At 62.1% G+C, this 16,507-nt stretch carries 17 protein-coding genes; 13 read left to right on the forward strand and 4 right to left on the reverse strand.

Annotated features, from left to right (window positions below):
* Window positions 1-5: 5 nt before the first annotated feature.
* Complete coding sequence (locus tag ACTAQJ_RS01215) at window positions 6-632, reverse strand: isochorismatase family protein (RefSeq protein ID WP_498700150.1); 627 nt, start codon at window positions 630-632, stop codon at window positions 6-8.
* Window positions 632-1,921, reverse strand: a complete 1,290-nt coding sequence (locus tag ACTAQJ_RS01220) for a nicotinate phosphoribosyltransferase (protein ID WP_498702133.1) — start codon at window positions 1,919-1,921, stop codon at window positions 632-634. The genes ACTAQJ_RS01215 and ACTAQJ_RS01220 overlap by 1 nt, the downstream gene beginning before the upstream one ends.
* Window positions 1,922-1,997: 76 nt before the next feature.
* Here ACTAQJ_RS01220 and clpS point away from each other — a divergent pair, with 76 nt between their 5' ends.
* The 6 genes from clpS (at window position 1,998) to ACTAQJ_RS01250 (ending at window position 6,453) form a co-directional block, all read left to right on the forward strand.
* Window positions 1,998-2,360 (forward strand): ATP-dependent Clp protease adapter ClpS, encoded by a 363-nt coding sequence (gene clpS, locus ACTAQJ_RS01225; protein WP_216923934.1) that lies wholly within the window; start codon window positions 1,998-2,000, stop codon window positions 2,358-2,360.
* Window positions 2,353-2,919, forward strand: a complete 567-nt coding sequence (locus ACTAQJ_RS01230) for a DUF2017 domain-containing protein (RefSeq protein ID WP_442003869.1) — start codon at window positions 2,353-2,355, stop codon at window positions 2,917-2,919. Before clpS ends, ACTAQJ_RS01230 begins: the two co-directional genes overlap by 8 nt.
* A 103-nt stretch (window positions 2,920-3,022) precedes the next feature.
* Complete coding sequence (murI, locus tag ACTAQJ_RS01235) at window positions 3,023-4,102, forward strand: glutamate racemase (RefSeq protein ID WP_498700153.1); 1,080 nt, start codon at window positions 3,023-3,025, stop codon at window positions 4,100-4,102.
* Window positions 4,099-4,896 (forward strand): MBL fold metallo-hydrolase, encoded by a 798-nt coding sequence (locus tag ACTAQJ_RS01240; protein WP_431115612.1) that lies wholly within the window; start codon window positions 4,099-4,101, stop codon window positions 4,894-4,896. The genes murI and ACTAQJ_RS01240 overlap by 4 nt, the downstream gene beginning before the upstream one ends.
* Window positions 4,897-4,990: 94 nt before the next feature.
* Window positions 4,991-5,749, forward strand: a complete 759-nt coding sequence (gene rph / locus ACTAQJ_RS01245; RefSeq protein WP_254186194.1) for a ribonuclease PH — start codon at window positions 4,991-4,993, stop codon at window positions 5,747-5,749.
* 104 nt (window positions 5,750-5,853) lie between these two features.
* On the forward strand, window positions 5,854-6,453 hold the full coding sequence (locus tag ACTAQJ_RS01250; protein ID WP_498702134.1) for a non-canonical purine NTP pyrophosphatase: 600 nt from the start codon (window positions 5,854-5,856) through the stop codon (window positions 6,451-6,453).
* A 71-nt stretch (window positions 6,454-6,524) separates the two neighbouring features.
* Here ACTAQJ_RS01250 and ACTAQJ_RS01255 read toward each other — a convergent pair whose 3' ends face one another.
* Complete coding sequence (locus ACTAQJ_RS01255; RefSeq protein WP_477515099.1) at window positions 6,525-7,289, reverse strand: DedA family protein; 765 nt, start codon at window positions 7,287-7,289, stop codon at window positions 6,525-6,527.
* A gap of 206 nt (window positions 7,290-7,495) precedes the next feature.
* Here ACTAQJ_RS01255 and ACTAQJ_RS01260 point away from each other — a divergent pair, with 206 nt between their 5' ends.
* The gene (locus tag ACTAQJ_RS01260) at window positions 7,496-8,557 is read left to right on the forward strand and encodes a 3'-5' exonuclease (RefSeq protein ID WP_498700155.1); all 1,062 of its coding nucleotides are present in this window, start codon (window positions 7,496-7,498) and stop codon (window positions 8,555-8,557) included.
* Between the two features lie 89 nt (window positions 8,558-8,646).
* Complete coding sequence (locus ACTAQJ_RS01265; RefSeq protein ID WP_431115609.1) at window positions 8,647-9,195, forward strand: DUF4395 domain-containing protein; 549 nt, start codon at window positions 8,647-8,649, stop codon at window positions 9,193-9,195.
* A 12-nt stretch (window positions 9,196-9,207) separates the two neighbouring features.
* On the opposite strand, the gene ACTAQJ_RS01270 is transcribed toward ACTAQJ_RS01265, so the two are convergent.
* Window positions 9,208-10,278: an ADP-ribosylglycohydrolase family protein gene (locus ACTAQJ_RS01270; RefSeq protein WP_498700159.1), complete on the reverse strand. Its 1,071-nt coding sequence runs from the start codon at window positions 10,276-10,278 to the stop codon at window positions 9,208-9,210.
* 145 nt (window positions 10,279-10,423) lie between these two features.
* Here ACTAQJ_RS01270 and ACTAQJ_RS01275 point away from each other — a divergent pair, with 145 nt between their 5' ends.
* The 5 genes from ACTAQJ_RS01275 (at window position 10,424) to ACTAQJ_RS01295 (ending at window position 16,430) form a co-directional block, all read left to right on the forward strand.
* Complete coding sequence (locus ACTAQJ_RS01275; protein WP_308169301.1) at window positions 10,424-10,780, forward strand: YidH family protein; 357 nt, start codon at window positions 10,424-10,426, stop codon at window positions 10,778-10,780.
* Between the two features lie 36 nt (window positions 10,781-10,816).
* On the forward strand, window positions 10,817-11,161 hold the full coding sequence (locus ACTAQJ_RS01280; RefSeq protein ID WP_431120257.1) for a DUF202 domain-containing protein: 345 nt from the start codon (window positions 10,817-10,819) through the stop codon (window positions 11,159-11,161).
* Between the two features lie 99 nt (window positions 11,162-11,260).
* Window positions 11,261-12,178 (forward strand): MIP/aquaporin family protein, encoded by a 918-nt coding sequence (locus ACTAQJ_RS01285; protein ID WP_477515104.1) that lies wholly within the window; start codon window positions 11,261-11,263, stop codon window positions 12,176-12,178.
* Window positions 12,179-12,249: 71 nt separating this feature from the next.
* Complete coding sequence (locus ACTAQJ_RS01290; RefSeq protein ID WP_498700162.1) at window positions 12,250-13,425, forward strand: exonuclease SbcCD subunit D; 1,176 nt, start codon at window positions 12,250-12,252, stop codon at window positions 13,423-13,425.
* The gene (locus ACTAQJ_RS01295) at window positions 13,422-16,430 is read left to right on the forward strand and encodes an AAA family ATPase (protein WP_498700164.1); all 3,009 of its coding nucleotides are present in this window, start codon (window positions 13,422-13,424) and stop codon (window positions 16,428-16,430) included. Before ACTAQJ_RS01290 ends, ACTAQJ_RS01295 begins: the two co-directional genes overlap by 4 nt.
* The last annotated feature ends 77 nt before the right edge of the window (window positions 16,431-16,507 follow it).

Genomic DNA, 16,507 nt, shown 5'->3' on the forward strand with positions numbered 1-16,507 from the left:
CGGACTTAGCTGCGTTCAACCTCGACGCCGGCGGCTTCCATTTCGTCGAAGGTTTCAGTGAGGTCCTCGGCGATTCCCGCAGTCAGGTCCGCAACGACCGTAGTGGCATACCCGGCCTGCACGGCGTCAAGGGCCGTGGCCTTGACGCAGTAGTCCGTGGCGATGCCCACGACCACCACCTCTTCGACGTCGTGGCTTTGGAGCCAGTCATCGAGGCCGATGGCATCTTCATCCAGGACCTCGGAGACAGCGGAGCCGGCCTTGAGATCCCCGGAAGGGACGTCGTCTTCCGGGGCAAGGACGCCCTCAAAGCCGGAGTAGGCCGCTGTGTACTGTCCTTTACGGAAGTACGCCTGGATGTATTCCGGGTCCAGGTCCTCGTGGAGTTCAGCTCCTTTGGTCCGGGCCCGGCAATGCGGCGGCCAGGAATCCACCATGTCCGGCTCATCGGAGAAGTGGCTTCCCGGTTCGATGTGCCAATCCTGGGTGGCCACGATGTGGTCGAAATGCTGTTGGTTTGCATCCACGTACTCGGTGATGGCGCCGGCAACTGCAGCGCCTCCTTCCACGGCGAGGCTACCGCCTTCGCAGAAGTCGTTCTGGACATCGACGATGATCAGGGCCCTGGACATCAGTTCTCCTCGTAGATGGTGGGGATGGCGGCCTCGCCGCGCTGCAGGCGGTTCACCACGGCAGGCAATTCGGCCATGCTGGCGGCGTGCCGTTCTTTGGCGCGGATCACGCCTTCGGGGCCCGTCCAGCCGGGCAGGAGTTCGCCATTCTTGATGAACTGGTGCAACAACGACCGGTCGTTTCCGTCGTCCTCCGGCCGGCGACCTATTCCAACGATCTCCTGCGTTGCCCTTCCGTGTTCGTTGAGTTTGCGCAGGGCGTACTTGCGTCCACCCACGCTGGCCTTGTTCTTGGCTGCTTTCGCAACGGAGATGAACTCGCCGGCGTCGTTTGTCCTGCTCACCAGCTTGTACACCATGCTGGCGGTGGGAGCGCCGGAGCCCGTCACCAAGGACGTGCCAACCCCGTACGAGTCCACCGGGGCGGACTGGAGGGCGGCTATGGCGAATTCGTCGAGGTCGGAGGTCACAACTATCCGGGTGTTCACGTTTCCAAGGTCATCCAACAGTTGCCGGACCCACTGCGCCTGGGCAATCAGGTCGCCCGAGTCCAGCCGGACGGCGCCCAGTTTGTCCCCTGCGAGTTCGACGGCGGTGCGCACCGCTGTTTCGACGTCGTACGTGTCCACCAGCAGCGAGGTTCCCGGGCCGAATGCGGCGATTTGCGCTTCGAAGGCCTCGCGTTCGGTGTCGTGGAGGAGCGTGAAGGAGTGTGCCGCAGTACCAACGGTTTTGATGCCGTAGCGTCGTCCGGCCTCAAGGTTGGAGGTGCTGGCGAAGCCTGCGATCACTGCGGCGCGGGCAGCCGCCGTCGCGGATTCCTCCTGGGTGCGCCGGGAACCCATTTCGATGCATGGCCGGCTACCGGCCGCCGACGTCATCCTTGATGCGGCAGAAGCGATGGCGCTGTCGTGGTTCAGGACGGAGAGGATGTAGGTCTCCAGGATGCAGGCTTCGGCGAACGTGGACTCAACGATGAGGATGGGGGAGTTGGGGAAGTAGGCGTCGCCTTCCGCGTAACCCCAGATGTCTCCATTGAATTTGTAGTTGGCCAGGTAGTCCAGCGTCTCTTGGTTGACCACCTTGTTCTGCTCAAGGAACGCGAGCTCGGCTTCGCCGAAGCTGAAGTCGGCGATTCCTTCCAGGAGGCGGCCGGTTCCGCCTACCACGCCGTAGCGGCGGCCGTCAGGCAGGCGCCGGGCGAACGCTTCAAACACAGAGCGGCGATGGGCAGCCCCGGAGTGCAGGGCGGCCTGGAGCATCGTCAACTCGTAGTGGTCGGTGTACAAGGAAGTGGCGGGATGGTCCCAAGACGTGGCTCTACTCACGAATTCACTCTAGTGCGAGCCGCCATAGAATGGACAGATGACCCCTAGCGTTGCATTTGGCACGGACATTGATGAGCGGACGGAAGCCGTAGAGCAGACGTCCACCGATGTCCTGACTGCCCCGGACATCCCTTGGAATTTGGTGATCTGGAATGATCCCGTCAACCTCATGAGTTACGTCAGCTATGTGTTCCAGAGTTACTTCGGCTACTCCGAGTCCAAGGCACACAAGCTCATGATGGAGGTCCACAGGAAGGGCCGCTCCATCGTGGCGCATGGCAGCAAGGAACAGGTTGAGCAGCACGCAGTAGCCATGCACGGCTTTGGCCTGTGGGCCACCGTGGAGAAAGCGGCAAGCGGAAATGAAGCACCCGGGAAGGGCGGCCGCCAGCGTGGCTAAGGCATTCAAATACGGACTCAAGGGAATCACCGGCTACCTCGAGCCTGCCGAACGGGATCTTTTACGGGGGCTGCTGGACGACGTCATCTCGATGCTGGAGTCCGATGCCAGGGAGAACGAGGACCCGCTGGCCGCCTTGATCGGCTTGGACATGGACGTGAAGCAACCGAGCGATCGCGCCTTGCTGCGGCTTTTGCCAAACGTCATGAAGGACGACGACGGCGGCTCGCTTGAGTTCCGGCAATTGACCGAACGCTCGGTGCGCGAAAACAAGATTGGCGCGTTGAAGGCCACAGCGATGGGCCTGGACAAGGACGATCTTGTACTGACCCCGGAGGACGCAACGCGCTGGTCCATGGCCTTGAATGATGTTCGCCTGGTTTTGGCCGAACGCCTGGACATCCGTGACGAAGCGGACGCCGAGCACATCCACAGCATGCAGGACTGGAGCCAGGCGGAGGACGTGGAGAGCTACCTGGCGTTGGTCTACAACTTCACCACCTGGCTCCAGGAGTCATTGGTGCAATCGATGATGGCGGCCAGGCAGGCAAAATCCTGATCAGAAAGGCCATCGCCGGGGTCGCCTATGTGACACATCAGACACGAGGCGGAGGCCACAGGTAATGGCCGCAACACAGGGGAAGCCTTATTCTCGAATAATCATGACTTCAGCATCTGGCAGTTCAACGGGCGGCAGTTCAACAGGCGCCGGATCACCAAGCGCTACAGGGGCCCCGGTTGCTGCCTCGCCCGGTGACCTGGGGGTCTCCAATGAGCTCATGGGATCCCGCCCGATTGGTGTCTTTGATTCCGGCGTGGGTGGGTTGACGGTAGCCCGCTCAATCATTGATCAACTCCCCAACGAATCGATCCTGTACGTGGGGGATACGGCCAATGGACCCTATGGGCCGCTGCCCATCGCCGAAGTCCGGGCCAACGCCCTGGGTGTGATGGACGAGCTCGTGGATTCGGGTGTGAAGCTGCTGACCATTGCCTGCAACTCTGCTTCGGCCGCAGTTCTCCGGGATGCGCGTGAACGCTATACAGCGCGATATGGGATACCCGTTATTGAGGTCATCCAACCCGCTGTGCGTAGAGCGGTCGCAGCCACCCGTTCCGGCAGGATCGGTGTTATTGGGACCTCCGCCACCGTGGGCTCGCGCGCCTATGAGGACACGTTCGCGGCGGCCCCGGATCTTGCCATTACCTCTGTGGCTTGCCCGGCCTTCGTGAGCTTCGTTGAAGCCGGCATCACCACGGGGGCGGACCTCCTGGCAGCGGCCAATGAGTATCTGGAGCCGCTGAAACACGCTGGTGTGGACACAGTGGTGCTCGGATGCACGCACTACCCCCTCTTGACCGGGGTGATCTCTTTCGTCATGGGCGAGGACGTGACCCTTGTGTCCAGTGCGGAGGAAACTGCCAAGGACGTCTACCGTGCGCTGGCCACTCACGGTATCCAGCGAACCGATACAAGTGCCCCCAGCCATGAGTTCATCGCAACGGGCGACGCCGTTCAATTTGAAACATTGGCCCGCCGTTTCCTGGGCCCGGAGGTCTTGTCCGTCAAACACGTCGACCACGTGGCTGCGCAATACCCCACTGGAAGCCTGGCCCGCATCACTCCGGAAATGCTCGAAGCAGCCAGGAGCGGCGCCGGACTGTCGCGCCGCTCCTACTTCGTCCAACCGGACAACGGAGTCAGCCCTGATTCCAGTGCCATCCCAGGACGTGGCCTGTGAAACTGACCATCGTGGGCTGTACTGGTTCCTTTCCGGGTCCCGGCTCGCCGGCGTCGTGCTATCTGGTGACTGCGCACGACGGTGAGCGGGAATGGAAGATCGTAATGGACCTTGGGAGCGGAGCCTTGGGCGCCATCCAGCGTTACACGGATCTTGAGGACATTGACGCCATTTTCCTCACGCACCTGCACCCGGACCATTGCATGGACTTGTGTGGCCTCCACGTAGCGGTCCGCTGGAAGCCCGGCGGCTGGGGGCGGGACCGGATTCCCGTGTGGGGCCCGGCAGCAACTGCGGACAGGATGGCAACAGCCTATGGGCTGGACCTGGATCCGGGCATGCATGAGGAGTTCGACTTTACTCATTGGGCCGAACAGAAGCCCGTTACTGTCGGCCCCTTCACGGTGACTCCCTACGGCGTCAACCATCCGGTGGAAGAAGCATACGCGTTGCGTGTCACTGCAACGGAACCAGGCAAGGACGGGACGCCCATAACGCGGGTACTGACATATTCGGGGGACACCGATTCGTGCCAGGGGCTGGAGGAGGCAGCCAGTGGCGCTGATTTGTTCCTGTGCGAGGCCGCGTTCGAAGAAGGCCGCGATGATGGCATCAAGGACGTGCACTTGACGGGCAAACGCGCTGGGGAAGCGGCCATGAACGCCGGAGCCAAGCGCTTGCTTCTGACTCACATTCCGGTGTGGACTTCGCAGACCAAGGTAATGTCCGAGGCCAAACCGGTGTTTGCCGGGGACGTCGCTGTTGCCGTTGCCGGGGTCCATTACACGATCTAGGCCCCATCGAGCCAGACCCCATCCAGATGGTGCCGTGCGCGCCTGACCCACTGGGCGGCGTCGGGCGTTGTCCCATCGTCGCTAAGCTTGAAGCATGACTTCTGAAGCTACAGCCACACCCGTTATCCGCGCCGACGGCCGGACCCCCGATCAACTGCGTCCCATCAGCATTACCCGCGGCTGGTCCAAGCAGGCAGAGGGCTCGGCGCTCATCGAGTTCGGAAACACGCGGGTACTGTGCACGGCTTCGCTGACCGAAGGCGTTCCACGCTGGCTCAAGGGCGAGGGCCGTGGCTGGGTTACCGCCGAATACGCCATGCTGCCGCGCGCAACGAACACCCGATCCGATCGCGAGTCCGTGAAGGGCAAGATCGGCGGACGCACGCACGAGATCTCCCGCCTCATTGGCCGTTCGCTGCGCTCCATCATCGATACCAAAGCGCTGGGCGAGAACACGATCGTCCTTGACTGCGATGTCCTGCAGGCCGACGGCGGTACCCGCACCGCTGCCATCACCGGCGCCTATGTGGCGCTTGCCGAAGCGATTCGGTTTGCCCGCGAAAACAAGCTCATCGCCCGCAACGCCGAGCCGTTGGTGGACACGATTGCTGCCGTCTCGGTGGGCATCATCGATGGCGTGCCGATGCTGGACCTGCCGTACGTAGAAGATGTCCGCGCCGAAACAGACATGAACGTTGTGGTCACCGGATCCGGCAAGTTTGTGGAGGTCCAGGGCACGGCCGAGGGCGCTCCGTTCGACCGCGATGAACTCAACGCCCTGTTGGACCTCGCCCTGATCGGCACGGGCCAGCTTGCGGCCATCCAGCGCGAGACGCTGGCGGAAGCTCCGTGAGCGGCGACGCCGCAGCGGTCTCCGGCGCATCCGGTGCGGATTCGGCCAGTGCAGATCCAGCCAATGCTCCGCGGCTCGTCCTCGCAACGCACAACCAGGGAAAGCTGAAGGAACTCCGGGAGCTGCTGCGCGGCCAGGTTCCAGGGCTCGACGTCGATACCCAAGTGGTGGATGCAGCTGCCGTTGGTGCGCCGGATGTTGCGGAAACCGGAGTCACCTTTGCTGAGAACTCACTCCTGAAGGCGCGTGCCGTGGCTGAGGCAACGGGTTTGGTAGCCATCGCGGACGATTCGGGGCTTGCCGTTGATGTCCTGGGCGGTGCGCCGGGCATCTTCTCCGCCCGGTGGTCGGGAAAGCACGGGGACGACGACGCGAACCTGCGATTGCTGCTCGCCCAGCTCTCCGATGTGCCGGACGCCTTCCGCGGGGCAGCTTTTGTCTGCGCGGCCGCCTTGGCAGTGCCCGGAGCCGACGGAATCACTCACGAAACGGTGGAGTACGGGCAGCTCGAAGGTACGTTGCTGCGCGAGCCACGGGGTGAGGGTGGGTTCGGGTATGACCCCGTGCTCCAGCCCGTGGGAATGGACAGGAGCTGTGCGGAGCTGACATCCGAGGAAAAGAACGCCATCAGCCATCGAGGCCAGGCGTTCCGGGCTTTGCTCCCCGTGATAGTTGCTGCGCTCTCGGGTGTTCATTCGAGGTAGAAGTACAAAGGAGAAGGCACCCCGCGTTTTGCGGGGTGCCTTCTCCTGTATGGCATCAAGTGCGGTGAGGCCTACTTCTCGCGGTGCTTTCCGCCTTCGTGCTCCTCGATGAATTCCTCCACAGGGTTGCTGCCTTCAGCGGCAGCCTTACGCTTGGCAACGACGCCTCGGGCTACCTCGATAATGATGGGAATGACCGAGATCAGGACAATGACGATGAAGATGATGTCCAGGTTGCTGCTGACCCACGGAACGCGGTCACCCAGAAGGTATCCAAGCAAGGTGACGCCGCCGCCCCAAAGTGTGGCGCCGATGACGTTGAAGAGGAAGAATTTGCGTTTGTCCATCTGGGCCACGCCGACGATCACCGGAACGAACGTACGGATGATGGGGACAAAGCGGGCAAGGATCAGGGCCTTGCCGCCGTGCTTCTCAAAGAATGCGTGGGCGCTTTCGACGTTTTCTTTCTTGAACAGCCTGGAGTCCGGGCGGTTGAAGATTGCAGGGCCGGCCTTTGAGCCAATGAGGTAGCCGGTCTGGTTGCCAATGATCGCAGAAACGATGATGAGGGCCGCCAAAGCCCAGATATTGAACTTGATGGTGTCCGTGGCTACAAGAAGGCCAGCGGTAAACAGCATGGAATCGCCGGGCAGGAAGAAGCCCACCAGCAGGCCGGTTTCGGCAAAGACAATGCCGCAAACCAGCAGCACTACCCACGGCGCCAAGGCTGGATCAGCCAGGAAGACCTGGGGGTTCAGCCAGTCCGGCAGGAACGAGGCCATGGGTGGACGCACCGGTCCCGCGCCCCCGAAAGTGGATACGGCTAAGTCGCTCATCGCAGTAAAGATCACCTATCAAGCCTACTGGACCGCCGTCGTCGGGCAGTCTCATGCCTCCGCTGGTAACAGCGGCATTCCCGCGCACAAGCAGATGCGCGAGTGCGAAACACCACGAGGTAACACTCGCCACAAAGCGGTCCGGAAAGGCCGCCCCGCCGCGGAAATCGGCAAGAGCGCACCCTTTCCGCCTGTAACCTTGTCCAGTGGCATTGGACTTTACGGCGATCGACTTTGAAACAGCCAACGGCTTCAGGGGGTCGCCGTGTTCGGTTGGCCTCAGCAAAGTCCGCGGCGGTGTGGTGGTGGAAGAAGCCTCCTGGCTCATGCGGCCGCCGGAGAACCACGACCACTTCGAGTTTCACAACACCCGCATCCACGGCATCCGTGCCGAAGACGTTGCCGGCCGTCCCAGGTTCGGGGACCTCTTCCCCGAAATTGGCGCCTTCATCGGCAACGACGTACTTGCGGCCCACAACGCAGCCTTCGATCTGGGCGTTATCCGATCCGGCCTGGAGGTCTCCGGGCTTGCAGGCCCGGCCTACGAGTACGTTTGCACCGTGATGCTGTCCCGCCGCTGCTACTCATTGGTGTCCAACTCCCTGCCGTATGCGGCGGAGGAAGCCGGAGTACCCCTGGTCAACCACCACGATGCCGCCGAGGACGCACGCGCCTGCGCAGGAATCCTGGTGGACATCGCCCGTCGCAACAACGCCAACAGCATCGCCGAACTCTATCTTTCGCTGGGCCTTATGTTGCCCAGGCAACCTGCCTTCGATCCCATGAATGGCCTCTCCAAGCCCACCCTTGCCGCTCTCGCAGGCAAGGCTCTCGCAGGCAAGGCTCTCGCAGGCACGGGGTCCGCGGGCAAGAGGGCAGGCAGCCCCGCGGAGCAAACCCTGGACGGCGCCTTGAACGGTTCGGGTCGTCCATTCTCGGCGTGGCCTGAGGAAGGCCCCAATCCGTTGCCGAATCCCACAGCCGAACCGGGGCATCCCCTGTTCGGCCAGACGGTGGTCTTCACGGGCGACCTCATCATGACCCGTCCGGAGGCTAAGTCACGTGCTGCAGAGATGGGTGCCCGGCCGGAAAGCAGGGTGACCGCACGCACCACTGTCCTTGTGGTGGGCGACGGGTTCGTGGCCGGAGACCTGCGTGCCGGACGGCTTACAGGAAAGGCCAAGCGGGTTTTGGAACTCCATGCGAAAGGTCAGCAGATTGAGGTTGTCTCGGAAGGGGAATTCCTGCAAATGGTGGGCGGGAACTAACTTCAGTCTGGCAGGCGGTTTGGGTCGGCGGGGGTCATAGTGCGAAACAATGCTTCCAGCCCGGGGAGCCGTGCTCCTAGCCTTGGTGCATGACCAAGGCCAGCCTGTCCCAGTCATCGGTACACCAATCCAATGGCCCAGTAAAAGCCGGGATTGATTGGCGCGTCGTCTTCGCCTTTCCCAACCCTGTCAATGAATACGCCGCCCGGATCACGGCCGGACTGGTTGTGCTGCTGGCTGTCGCAACACTGCTGACGGGCTCGTCCTTGGGCCTGGTTGCCGTGGCAATCGGTTTCTGGCTCCGTGTCCTTTTCGGCCCCCGGATTTCGCCGCTAGCCCTGCTCTCGGTCAAGGTTTTGGCCCCGCGCATCGGGCACGCCAAGTTGGTGGCCGGTCCTCCGAAGCGCTTCGCGCAAGGTGTGGGAGCCGCTTTGAGCAGTGCCGCCGTCGTGCTTTTTTTCACAGGGTTCCAGCCTGCTGCATGGATCCTTCTCGCGCTGTTGATCGTTGCGGCCTCGCTTGAGGCGTTCCTCGGCTTTTGCCTTGGTTGCGCCATCTTTGGCATCCTCCAGCGTCGCGGATTGATTCCCGCGGAGGTTTGCGAAGCCTGCGAGAACATCGCGCTGCGACGCAGCTGACGTGCGGGCCGATCAGCCTGTAGTGACAGCGAGCAACCGGTCTGCCATGCCACGAATGACCTCCGTGCCTTGCAATGCCTCGAGCCACTGGGCAGGAAGGCAAGTTTCGCCGTAGTAAGCACCCAGAATGTTTCCGGCGATGGAACCGGTGGAATCGCTGTCCCCACTGTGGTTGATGGCCACCGCGATGGCCTTGCGGAAGTGCTCCGCCGGCTCACTGCCTTGCGTGGACAGGACGGCGTAAAGCCCGACGGCGAGTGCCTCCTCTGCCACCCAGCCCTCGCCCAGTGTGGTTACCAGCTTTTCAGGACCGAGGGGAGCAGGCTCCGACGACAACCTCAAGGCCGCTTCCAGACGCTCAGGGAGTTCGGGAGCTTTGGTTGGCACGCCACTCACGTAGTCCAAGGCGGCGGAAGCTGCTGTGCGGACGTCGCTGCCAGCCACAATATTCTGGATCAACAAGCTGAAGGCAGCCGCGCTTAACCGCGCTGACGGGTGTCCGTGCGTCAACGATGCAGCATCTGAACTGAGTTTGTACACGGCTTCGCGGGAGATATGGGGCACGAGTCCAAAAGGTGCTGAACGCATGACAGTGCCGCACCCCTTGGAATCGGGATTGACTGGCCTGGCCACAGTGCCCATTTCTCCTGAAGCCAATCCGCTGAGGCACGTGTTTCCCGGGGCCCGACGACGCCGGAGTACTTCCTGGCCGTCTATCCACCGCGGTTGTGGAACGGGGGCAGAAGGGGAAACAGCAACGTCCTGGGTTGCCAGCCAGCGAAGGTAGGCCAGCCACAGGCAGGCGATCTCATCTGCTGCCACCCCATCATTGGCCCATTCGAGGGCGTCGACCAGGCCATCCACGGTGTACAGCGTCATTTGTGTGTCGTCCGAAAACTGGCCGACGGCGTCGAGTTGGTCAAAGGACGTGAGCCCGGCGGAACCGTAACGGGCACGAATGGCCTCAAGGCGGTCGAACTCCACTGCGTAGCCAAGGGAATCACCCAATGCACCTCCGAGCAGTGTCCCGTGGACGCGGGATTCAAACGACGGGGCGGCGGGGGAGGAGGCTGCAAAACTCATGCCATCAACTTACCGCGCCCTGCTATGTAACTGATGGGGTCCGCAACTGGTGTGGGTACGCAACGGATGACGTACGCAACTGATGTGAACGGCCGCTGATATGGTGGGGAAGCTGCCCAGCACTAGGAAAACTTGGAGAGACGACGTGCGTGAACCGGCTTGGCGACGGACAGGCAAGACACCTGACTACAGGTTCTCCTTGGCGAACGAACGCACTTTCCTTGCCTGGATCCGTACCTCCCTGGCATTACTGGCCGGATCGATTGCCATTGATCAGCTGGCTCCAAACATTGCCCCCCAGCCGGTAAGGATCGTCCTCTGTGTCCTTCTGTCCCTCATCGGGGCCGGCCTGGCTGCACTGTCATACCGCAGGTGGGGGCAAATGGAAGCTGCGATGCGCAACGATGAAGCCTTGCCGTTCTCCTGGGTCATGCTGCTCATGACGATCGTGGTGGCCGTGGCAGCATTCGCATTCGCCGTGTTGATTTTGGTGGCGCGATGACCAGGTTTGCGCGATGACGAGGCTTGCGCGTTGAGCATGGACCTCCGTGATCCAGGCCTTCAGCCGGAACGGACCACGCTGGCGTGGCGGCGCACCCTCATTTCGCTTGTGGTGGTGGATCTGTTCATCTGGCGCAGTTGGCTTACCTCCGAGCCCTCTGCGGGCCGTCTGATTCCGGGCCTTCCCGGGCTGGATTACCAAGGCATCTGCGCCCTCATGGCTGCTGCCGCCACCATTGTCCTGGCTTGTGTGGTGTGGGTCCGCTCACGGCAGCTTCATGCTGGAAACGAAGCAGCTTCGGCACGACTCATCTTTGTCAGCACCCTTGCCGTGATAGGGCTGGGCGGAACTGCGATCGCGGCCATCGCCTTGGGCGGCTAAGCTCGGATCGGGAGTCAGCAGGGACTCAGCAACTGTTCAGGCTCAACTGGCAGGATGCTCAAGGGCCGTCCCCAAACCAATCGTTAGGAATCATTCGACATGACCTCTCCAGTGCAAGCCACGACCGACCACGAACCGGGGCTGTTCGCGCGGCTGTCGGCTGAAGCCGTCGGTTCGATGTTTGTTGTGCTCGTGGCCGTGGGTGTGTCGATCTTCTCGAACCCTTCATCAGCGCCCCTACCCGCCGCCCTTGCGACCGGCCTGACGGTGACAGTGGCCATGCTGGCCTTCGGTCATGTTTCCGGCGGTCACTTCAATCCGATAATCACTCTGGGCAACCTGATTGCCGGCCGCATCCGCGCGCTGGCAGCTGTGGCCTACCTTGCGGCCCAAATCATCGGCAGCGTGATCGGCGCAGCTCTTGCCTACGTTGTGGTTCTGACAGTTCCGGTCCTGACGGATGCGCGGGCGGCCTTCGGCTCTGTGGCAGCCGGCTATGGAGAGCATGCTGCTGCCCAAACCCAGATGGCAGGGGTCTTGATTGTTGAAGTGGTTGGCTCCGCCTTGCTGGTTGCGGTGTTCCTTGGAGCGACTGCCGGACGCCGTGCCTTTCCTGCCGTGGCTCCCTTTGCTGTAGGCCTTTGCGTCGCCGTGTTGCTGCAGTTTGGCCAGGTCCTTGGCAACCTTCCGTTTAATCCCGCACGCGCAACTGCGCTGGCTTTCTTCAGCCCTTCCTGGGCCTTGGAAGGATTGTGGCTCTTTTGGGTCGCTCCACTGATGGGGGCCGCACTGGCCGGACTGGCCTTCCGCGGCTTTGGCTACGCCTCCGCGGCCACCAGCCTTGGAGATGACGAGACGTTGGCGTCGGTATCAAGCCGCGGGGACCAGCACCTGGATGTGGATGACACGGAGGATGTCCAAGCGGAGGCAGAGGCAGAGGCAGTGGAGACCGGGACTGTCCGGAAAGAAGCTGCTGCAGATGACGCACGCGACTTCTTCGACGGAAAGAAGGGCTAGCAGCAGGAGAGGATCGACGCCGGACGGCCTGTCTGCGCTTTTTTGTCGGTGCCCACAGTTAGCTTGAAAATATGCGGTTACTCCATACCTCGGATTGGCATCTCGGCCGGTCATTCCACGGCGTTGGCATGCTTGAAGCGCAGCGCGGTTTTGTGGACCAGTTCGTGTCCTTCGTCGAAGCGAAGTCTGTAGACGTTGTCCTCATTGCGGGCGATGTCTATGATCGCGCCCTGCCTGGACTCGATGTCGTCAAACTTCTCGACGACGCCTTGGTGCGTATTACCCAAGCCGGGGCCACCGTAGTGCTCACCAGCGGCAACCACGATTCCGCCATTCGGCTCGGATTCGCGTCCCGCTTGCTCGAACGCGGCGGCGTTCACCTCAGGACGAGGGTCGAGGACCTGGACGTTCCCGTGCTTGTTCCCTTCGGAAAAGATGGGGAGAGCAGCGCCACACTTGCGATCTACGGGATTCCCTATTTGGAACCTCGGCTTGTCGCGGAGCGGCTGGAGGTGGAGACCGCAAGTCATTTCGAGGTCACCCGTGAAGCAACCGAGCGGATTCGGCGCGACCTTCAGGACCGCCGTACATCAGGCGCAGTGCATCCTGTGGTCCTTGCACACACTTTTGCCAGTGGAGGCATCACTTCTGACAGTGAACGGGACTTGAGCATCGGAGGGTTGGGCGCAGTGCCCCTGGATCTCTTCGAGGATTTTGCTTACACGGCACTTGGTCACTTGCACGGCCGGCAGGAACTTGCTCCGAATGTCCGCTACTCCGGCTCCCCACTGGCTTATTCGTTCTCCGAAGCCAAACATTCCAAGGGCGCCTGGTTGGTTGATATCGATGCCGATGGAAGCATCGGTGTCCAGGAAGTCCTTTGGGAAGCTGCCAAAAGCCTGGCCGTGTTGAGAGGCAAGCTGAACGATCTTCTTGAATCAGGCGAACACGCCTGGGCTGAAGCTGCCTATTGCCAAATCACCCTCACGGATGCCGAGCGGCCCGCCCAGGCTATGGAGCAGCTCCGAACCCGCTTTCCTGACACCTTGGTCCTGTCCTTCGACCCCGAGGGTGCTGGAACCAAAGACAAAGTCAGTTACAGCAGCAGGCTTGCAGCCGCCCAGGACGACCTCGAGGTCTGCTGCGGATTCCTGGAACACGTTCGGGAGCGCAGTCCCGGATCTGCGGAAGAAGCTGCCCTGCGCGCCGCCCTAGGGGCCGTGCGCCTGGAGGAGGCTGAACTGTGAGAATCCATCGACTGGAAATTGAGGCTTTCGGGCCTTTTGCCACTGCCCAGCACATTGATTTTGATCAACTCAGTGCACAGGGGTTGTTTCTGCTCAACGGCGCCACCGGGGCCGGCAAAACCAGCATTCTCGACGCCATCTGTTTCGCCCTCTATGGCTCCGTTCCGGGTGCACGCCAGGAAGGTAAGCGCCTTCGCAGCGATCATGCAGCGCCGGGTGCCGAACCCCGTGTGGTGTGCGAATTCTCGGCCCGCGGCAGGCGTTTCGAAGTCAGCCGTTCCCCGGCATGGGAACGCCCCAGCGCGCGCGGCCGGAACGGCTTCACTACCCAACAAGCCAAGACACTGCTCCGCGAGTGCGTTTCCGGAGTCTGGGAGGAAAAATCTTCGCGTAATGACGAAGTCGGCGCCGAGCTGTCCGAGCTTTTGGGTATGGACCGGGACCAGTTCACGCGCGTTGTGATGCTTCCCCAAGGTGACTTTGCGGCGTTCCTTCGCTCCAAAGCCAATGATCGGCTGGAGCTCCTCCAAAAACTCTTTGGGACGCAGCGATTCGAGTCCGTGGAGAAGCAAATTGCGCGGCAGGCGGCCGAAGCTGCGCGCGCCGTGCAGGACAATGCGGCCGAACTGAAGATGCTGCTTGGCAGGGCAGCCGCGGAACGGGAGCAGCTTGGCCTTCCCGATGAACTCTCAAATGCGGAGACAGCTGCCGAGGCGCCAGAGGCATGGCTCGCGGCCCTGGAGATGGAGTTGCTGGAAGAAGGTGGGCGACGTCAAGACGAGGCCACCGCAGCTGATGCCCAGGCCATACGGCTTGCGGAACAACTTCAGGAGGACCAGGAGAAGGCCCAACGGCATGCCAGGCTCGCTGCTGGGATGCAGCGGCGGGTTCTGCATGAACTAGCTGCTGCGCGGGCACTGGAAAACAAGGAAAAGCTGGGAGGACATCGCCGTGCGGCTGTCCTTGGGGGACAACTGGACGCCTTGGACGCCACGGAGCGTAAGTTCCGGTCTGCCTTGGTGGACAGGGACAGATCCCGGGAGCAGCTTGAATCCAAGGGCTTGGATGCGGCACATCCTGTTGCTGCGCTTGAGACAGTCAGGACCACCCTTGCCGTCCTCGATGCCCGGCTTCCAGATGAGCGGCGCATGGAGGACGTGGCCACCCGACTTGCAGCCAAACGAAAAGAACACTCCAGCCACCTGGCGGCCGAGCAAGCAGCAGCAGAATCCCTGCAACACCTTCGGGCCGAGGAATCAGCGGTGAAGGCCGGGATGGCGGCACTGGAACCCTCGGCTGCCCGCGTCGAAGACCTCGAACGGGAGGCCGCCGCTGCCGCCGAGCTGGTGTCGGTTGTGTCCCGTCATGAAGCTGCCGCCGCCGAGTTGAAGGACGTCACTGAGCGCCACGTCCGTGCCCGCAACAAAACGCAGGACCTCAGGCAAGCATGGCTTGACATGAGGGAGGCACGCTTGGCCAATGCAGCCGGTGAGCTCGCGGCAGCCCTTGTGCCTGGGCAGCCTTGCGCCGTTTGTGGCAGCAACGAGCACCCGAATCCCGCCGCCGCAGCTCGTTCTGCACTTTCCATCGCCCAGGAAGAGGAAGAGGCCAGCAAACTATTTGAAGCGAGCGAAAAGGCTCTGGGACGCAGCGCGGAAGCGGTATCAAGAGCCGCACAGTTGCTGGCGGGCCTGGCTGCCCAGGGTGGCTCCGCAGATCCAGGGGAATCGGCCGCCCGCTTGGTCGCATCCGAAGCTGCGGCGATCGAAGCCCGAAAGGCCTCTGGCGCGTTGGAGAAGCTCGGCAAAGAGCATGAGGATCTCATTAAGCGCATTACCCTCCTGCAGGAGGAACATGCCGGGTCAACGAATGCCGCCTTGCAAGCAGGCTCTGCTGTGGAGTTACTTCAGGAACAGTACCTTGCGCTTGAAGAGGAGCTAGCTGGCCTGAGACACGGCTTCGCCAGCCTTCGTGAGCGGGCTGAAGCTCTCACCTCCCAGCGTTTGCTGCTTCAGGCTGCAGTGGATGCCGCGAACGAACTCGAACGTGCCGGGGCTGCGCGCCTGGAGGCGCTTGCTGCGCTGGAAAGGGCATTGCCCGGGTCCGGATTTTCATCGGTCGAGGATGTGCGTCGCGAGCTCATGTCACCCTCGGACGTTGTGGCATTGGAGAAAGCCCTCGCGGATTTCGAGGCGGAAGCTGCCCGGCTGGATGAACTGTTTGCCGGCGAGGAACTCGTCATGGCAGCGAAGGAAGTCAGCATCGGCGAACTTCCCCTGCCAGAGGACGAACTCAGGGTCGCCAAGACTGAGGCTGCCCACGCCATGGAAGCTGCAAAGGCACTGGCGCTTTCCGCGGGGCTGGCAAGCAAAGCTGTGCGGTCAGTGCAGAGGATCCGCGCGGAGTATCAAAACCTTGCCGAGGCAGGCAGGGAACCGCGCGAGCATGCCAACTTGTTGGGTGGGCTGGCAGACACCCTTCGCGGCGCAGGAGATAACAACTACCGCATGAGCTTGAACAGCTATGTGCTGGCTGCCCGGCTGGAGCAAGTGGCCATCGCAGCTTCGGAGAGGCTCGTTGCCATGAGCGATGGCCGCTACACCTTGCAGCACACTGACGCCCGGGCTGCACGCAACCAGAAATCCGGTCTCGGACTGGAAGTGGTGGATGAATGGACAGGCCAGCGGCGTGACACATCCACGCTCTCCGGCGGAGAGTCGTTCATGGCCTCCTTGTCGCTGGCCCTTGGCCTTGCGGATGTCGTACAGCAGGAGGCCGGCGGAGTGGACATTGAAACGCTCTTTGTCGATGAAGGGTTCGGAAGCCTGGACGAGCAAGCCCTGGAACAGGTGATGGATGCCTTGGAGGGTTTGCGCGACGGCGGCAGGGTTGTCGGGCTGGTCAGCCACGTCGCAGAAATGAAGCAACGCATCAGCAGCCAGTTGCACGTGGTCAAGGGCCGCCATGGTTCTACGGTGGTTGTTGCCGAAGCAATGCCTGTCTGAAAACGGATCCGATAGACTGGATCCGTTACACCGGGTCGCGCGCATCGGGAGGAGGGACGATGCGCAGACTTTAGCGA

The organism is Arthrobacter sp. alpha11c (genome assembly GCF_054149985.1).

Coding starts and splice junctions, on each gene's coding strand:
- ACTAQJ_RS01285 (WP_477515104.1), top strand. CDS start 11,261: ATGACCTCTCCAGTGCAAGCCACGACCGACCACGAACCGGGGCTGTTC.
- rph (WP_254186194.1), top strand. CDS start 4,991: ATGACTTCTGAAGCTACAGCCACACCCGTTATCCGCGCCGACGGCCGG.
- ACTAQJ_RS01270 (WP_498700159.1), bottom strand. CDS start 10,278: ATGAGTTTTGCAGCCTCCTCCCCCGCCGCCCCGTCGTTTGAATCCCGC.
- clpS (WP_216923934.1), top strand. CDS start 1,998: ATGACCCCTAGCGTTGCATTTGGCACGGACATTGATGAGCGGACGGAA.
- ACTAQJ_RS01255 (WP_477515099.1), bottom strand. CDS start 7,289: ATGAGCGACTTAGCCGTATCCACTTTCGGGGGCGCGGGACCGGTGCGT.
- ACTAQJ_RS01265 (WP_431115609.1), top strand. CDS start 8,647: ATGACCAAGGCCAGCCTGTCCCAGTCATCGGTACACCAATCCAATGGC.
- ACTAQJ_RS01290 (WP_498700162.1), top strand. CDS start 12,250: ATGCGGTTACTCCATACCTCGGATTGGCATCTCGGCCGGTCATTCCAC.
- murI (WP_498700153.1), top strand. CDS start 3,023: ATGACTTCAGCATCTGGCAGTTCAACGGGCGGCAGTTCAACAGGCGCC.
- ACTAQJ_RS01280 (WP_431120257.1), top strand. CDS start 10,817: ATGGACCTCCGTGATCCAGGCCTTCAGCCGGAACGGACCACGCTGGCG.
- ACTAQJ_RS01215 (WP_498700150.1), bottom strand. CDS start 632: ATGTCCAGGGCCCTGATCATCGTCGATGTCCAGAACGACTTCTGCGAA.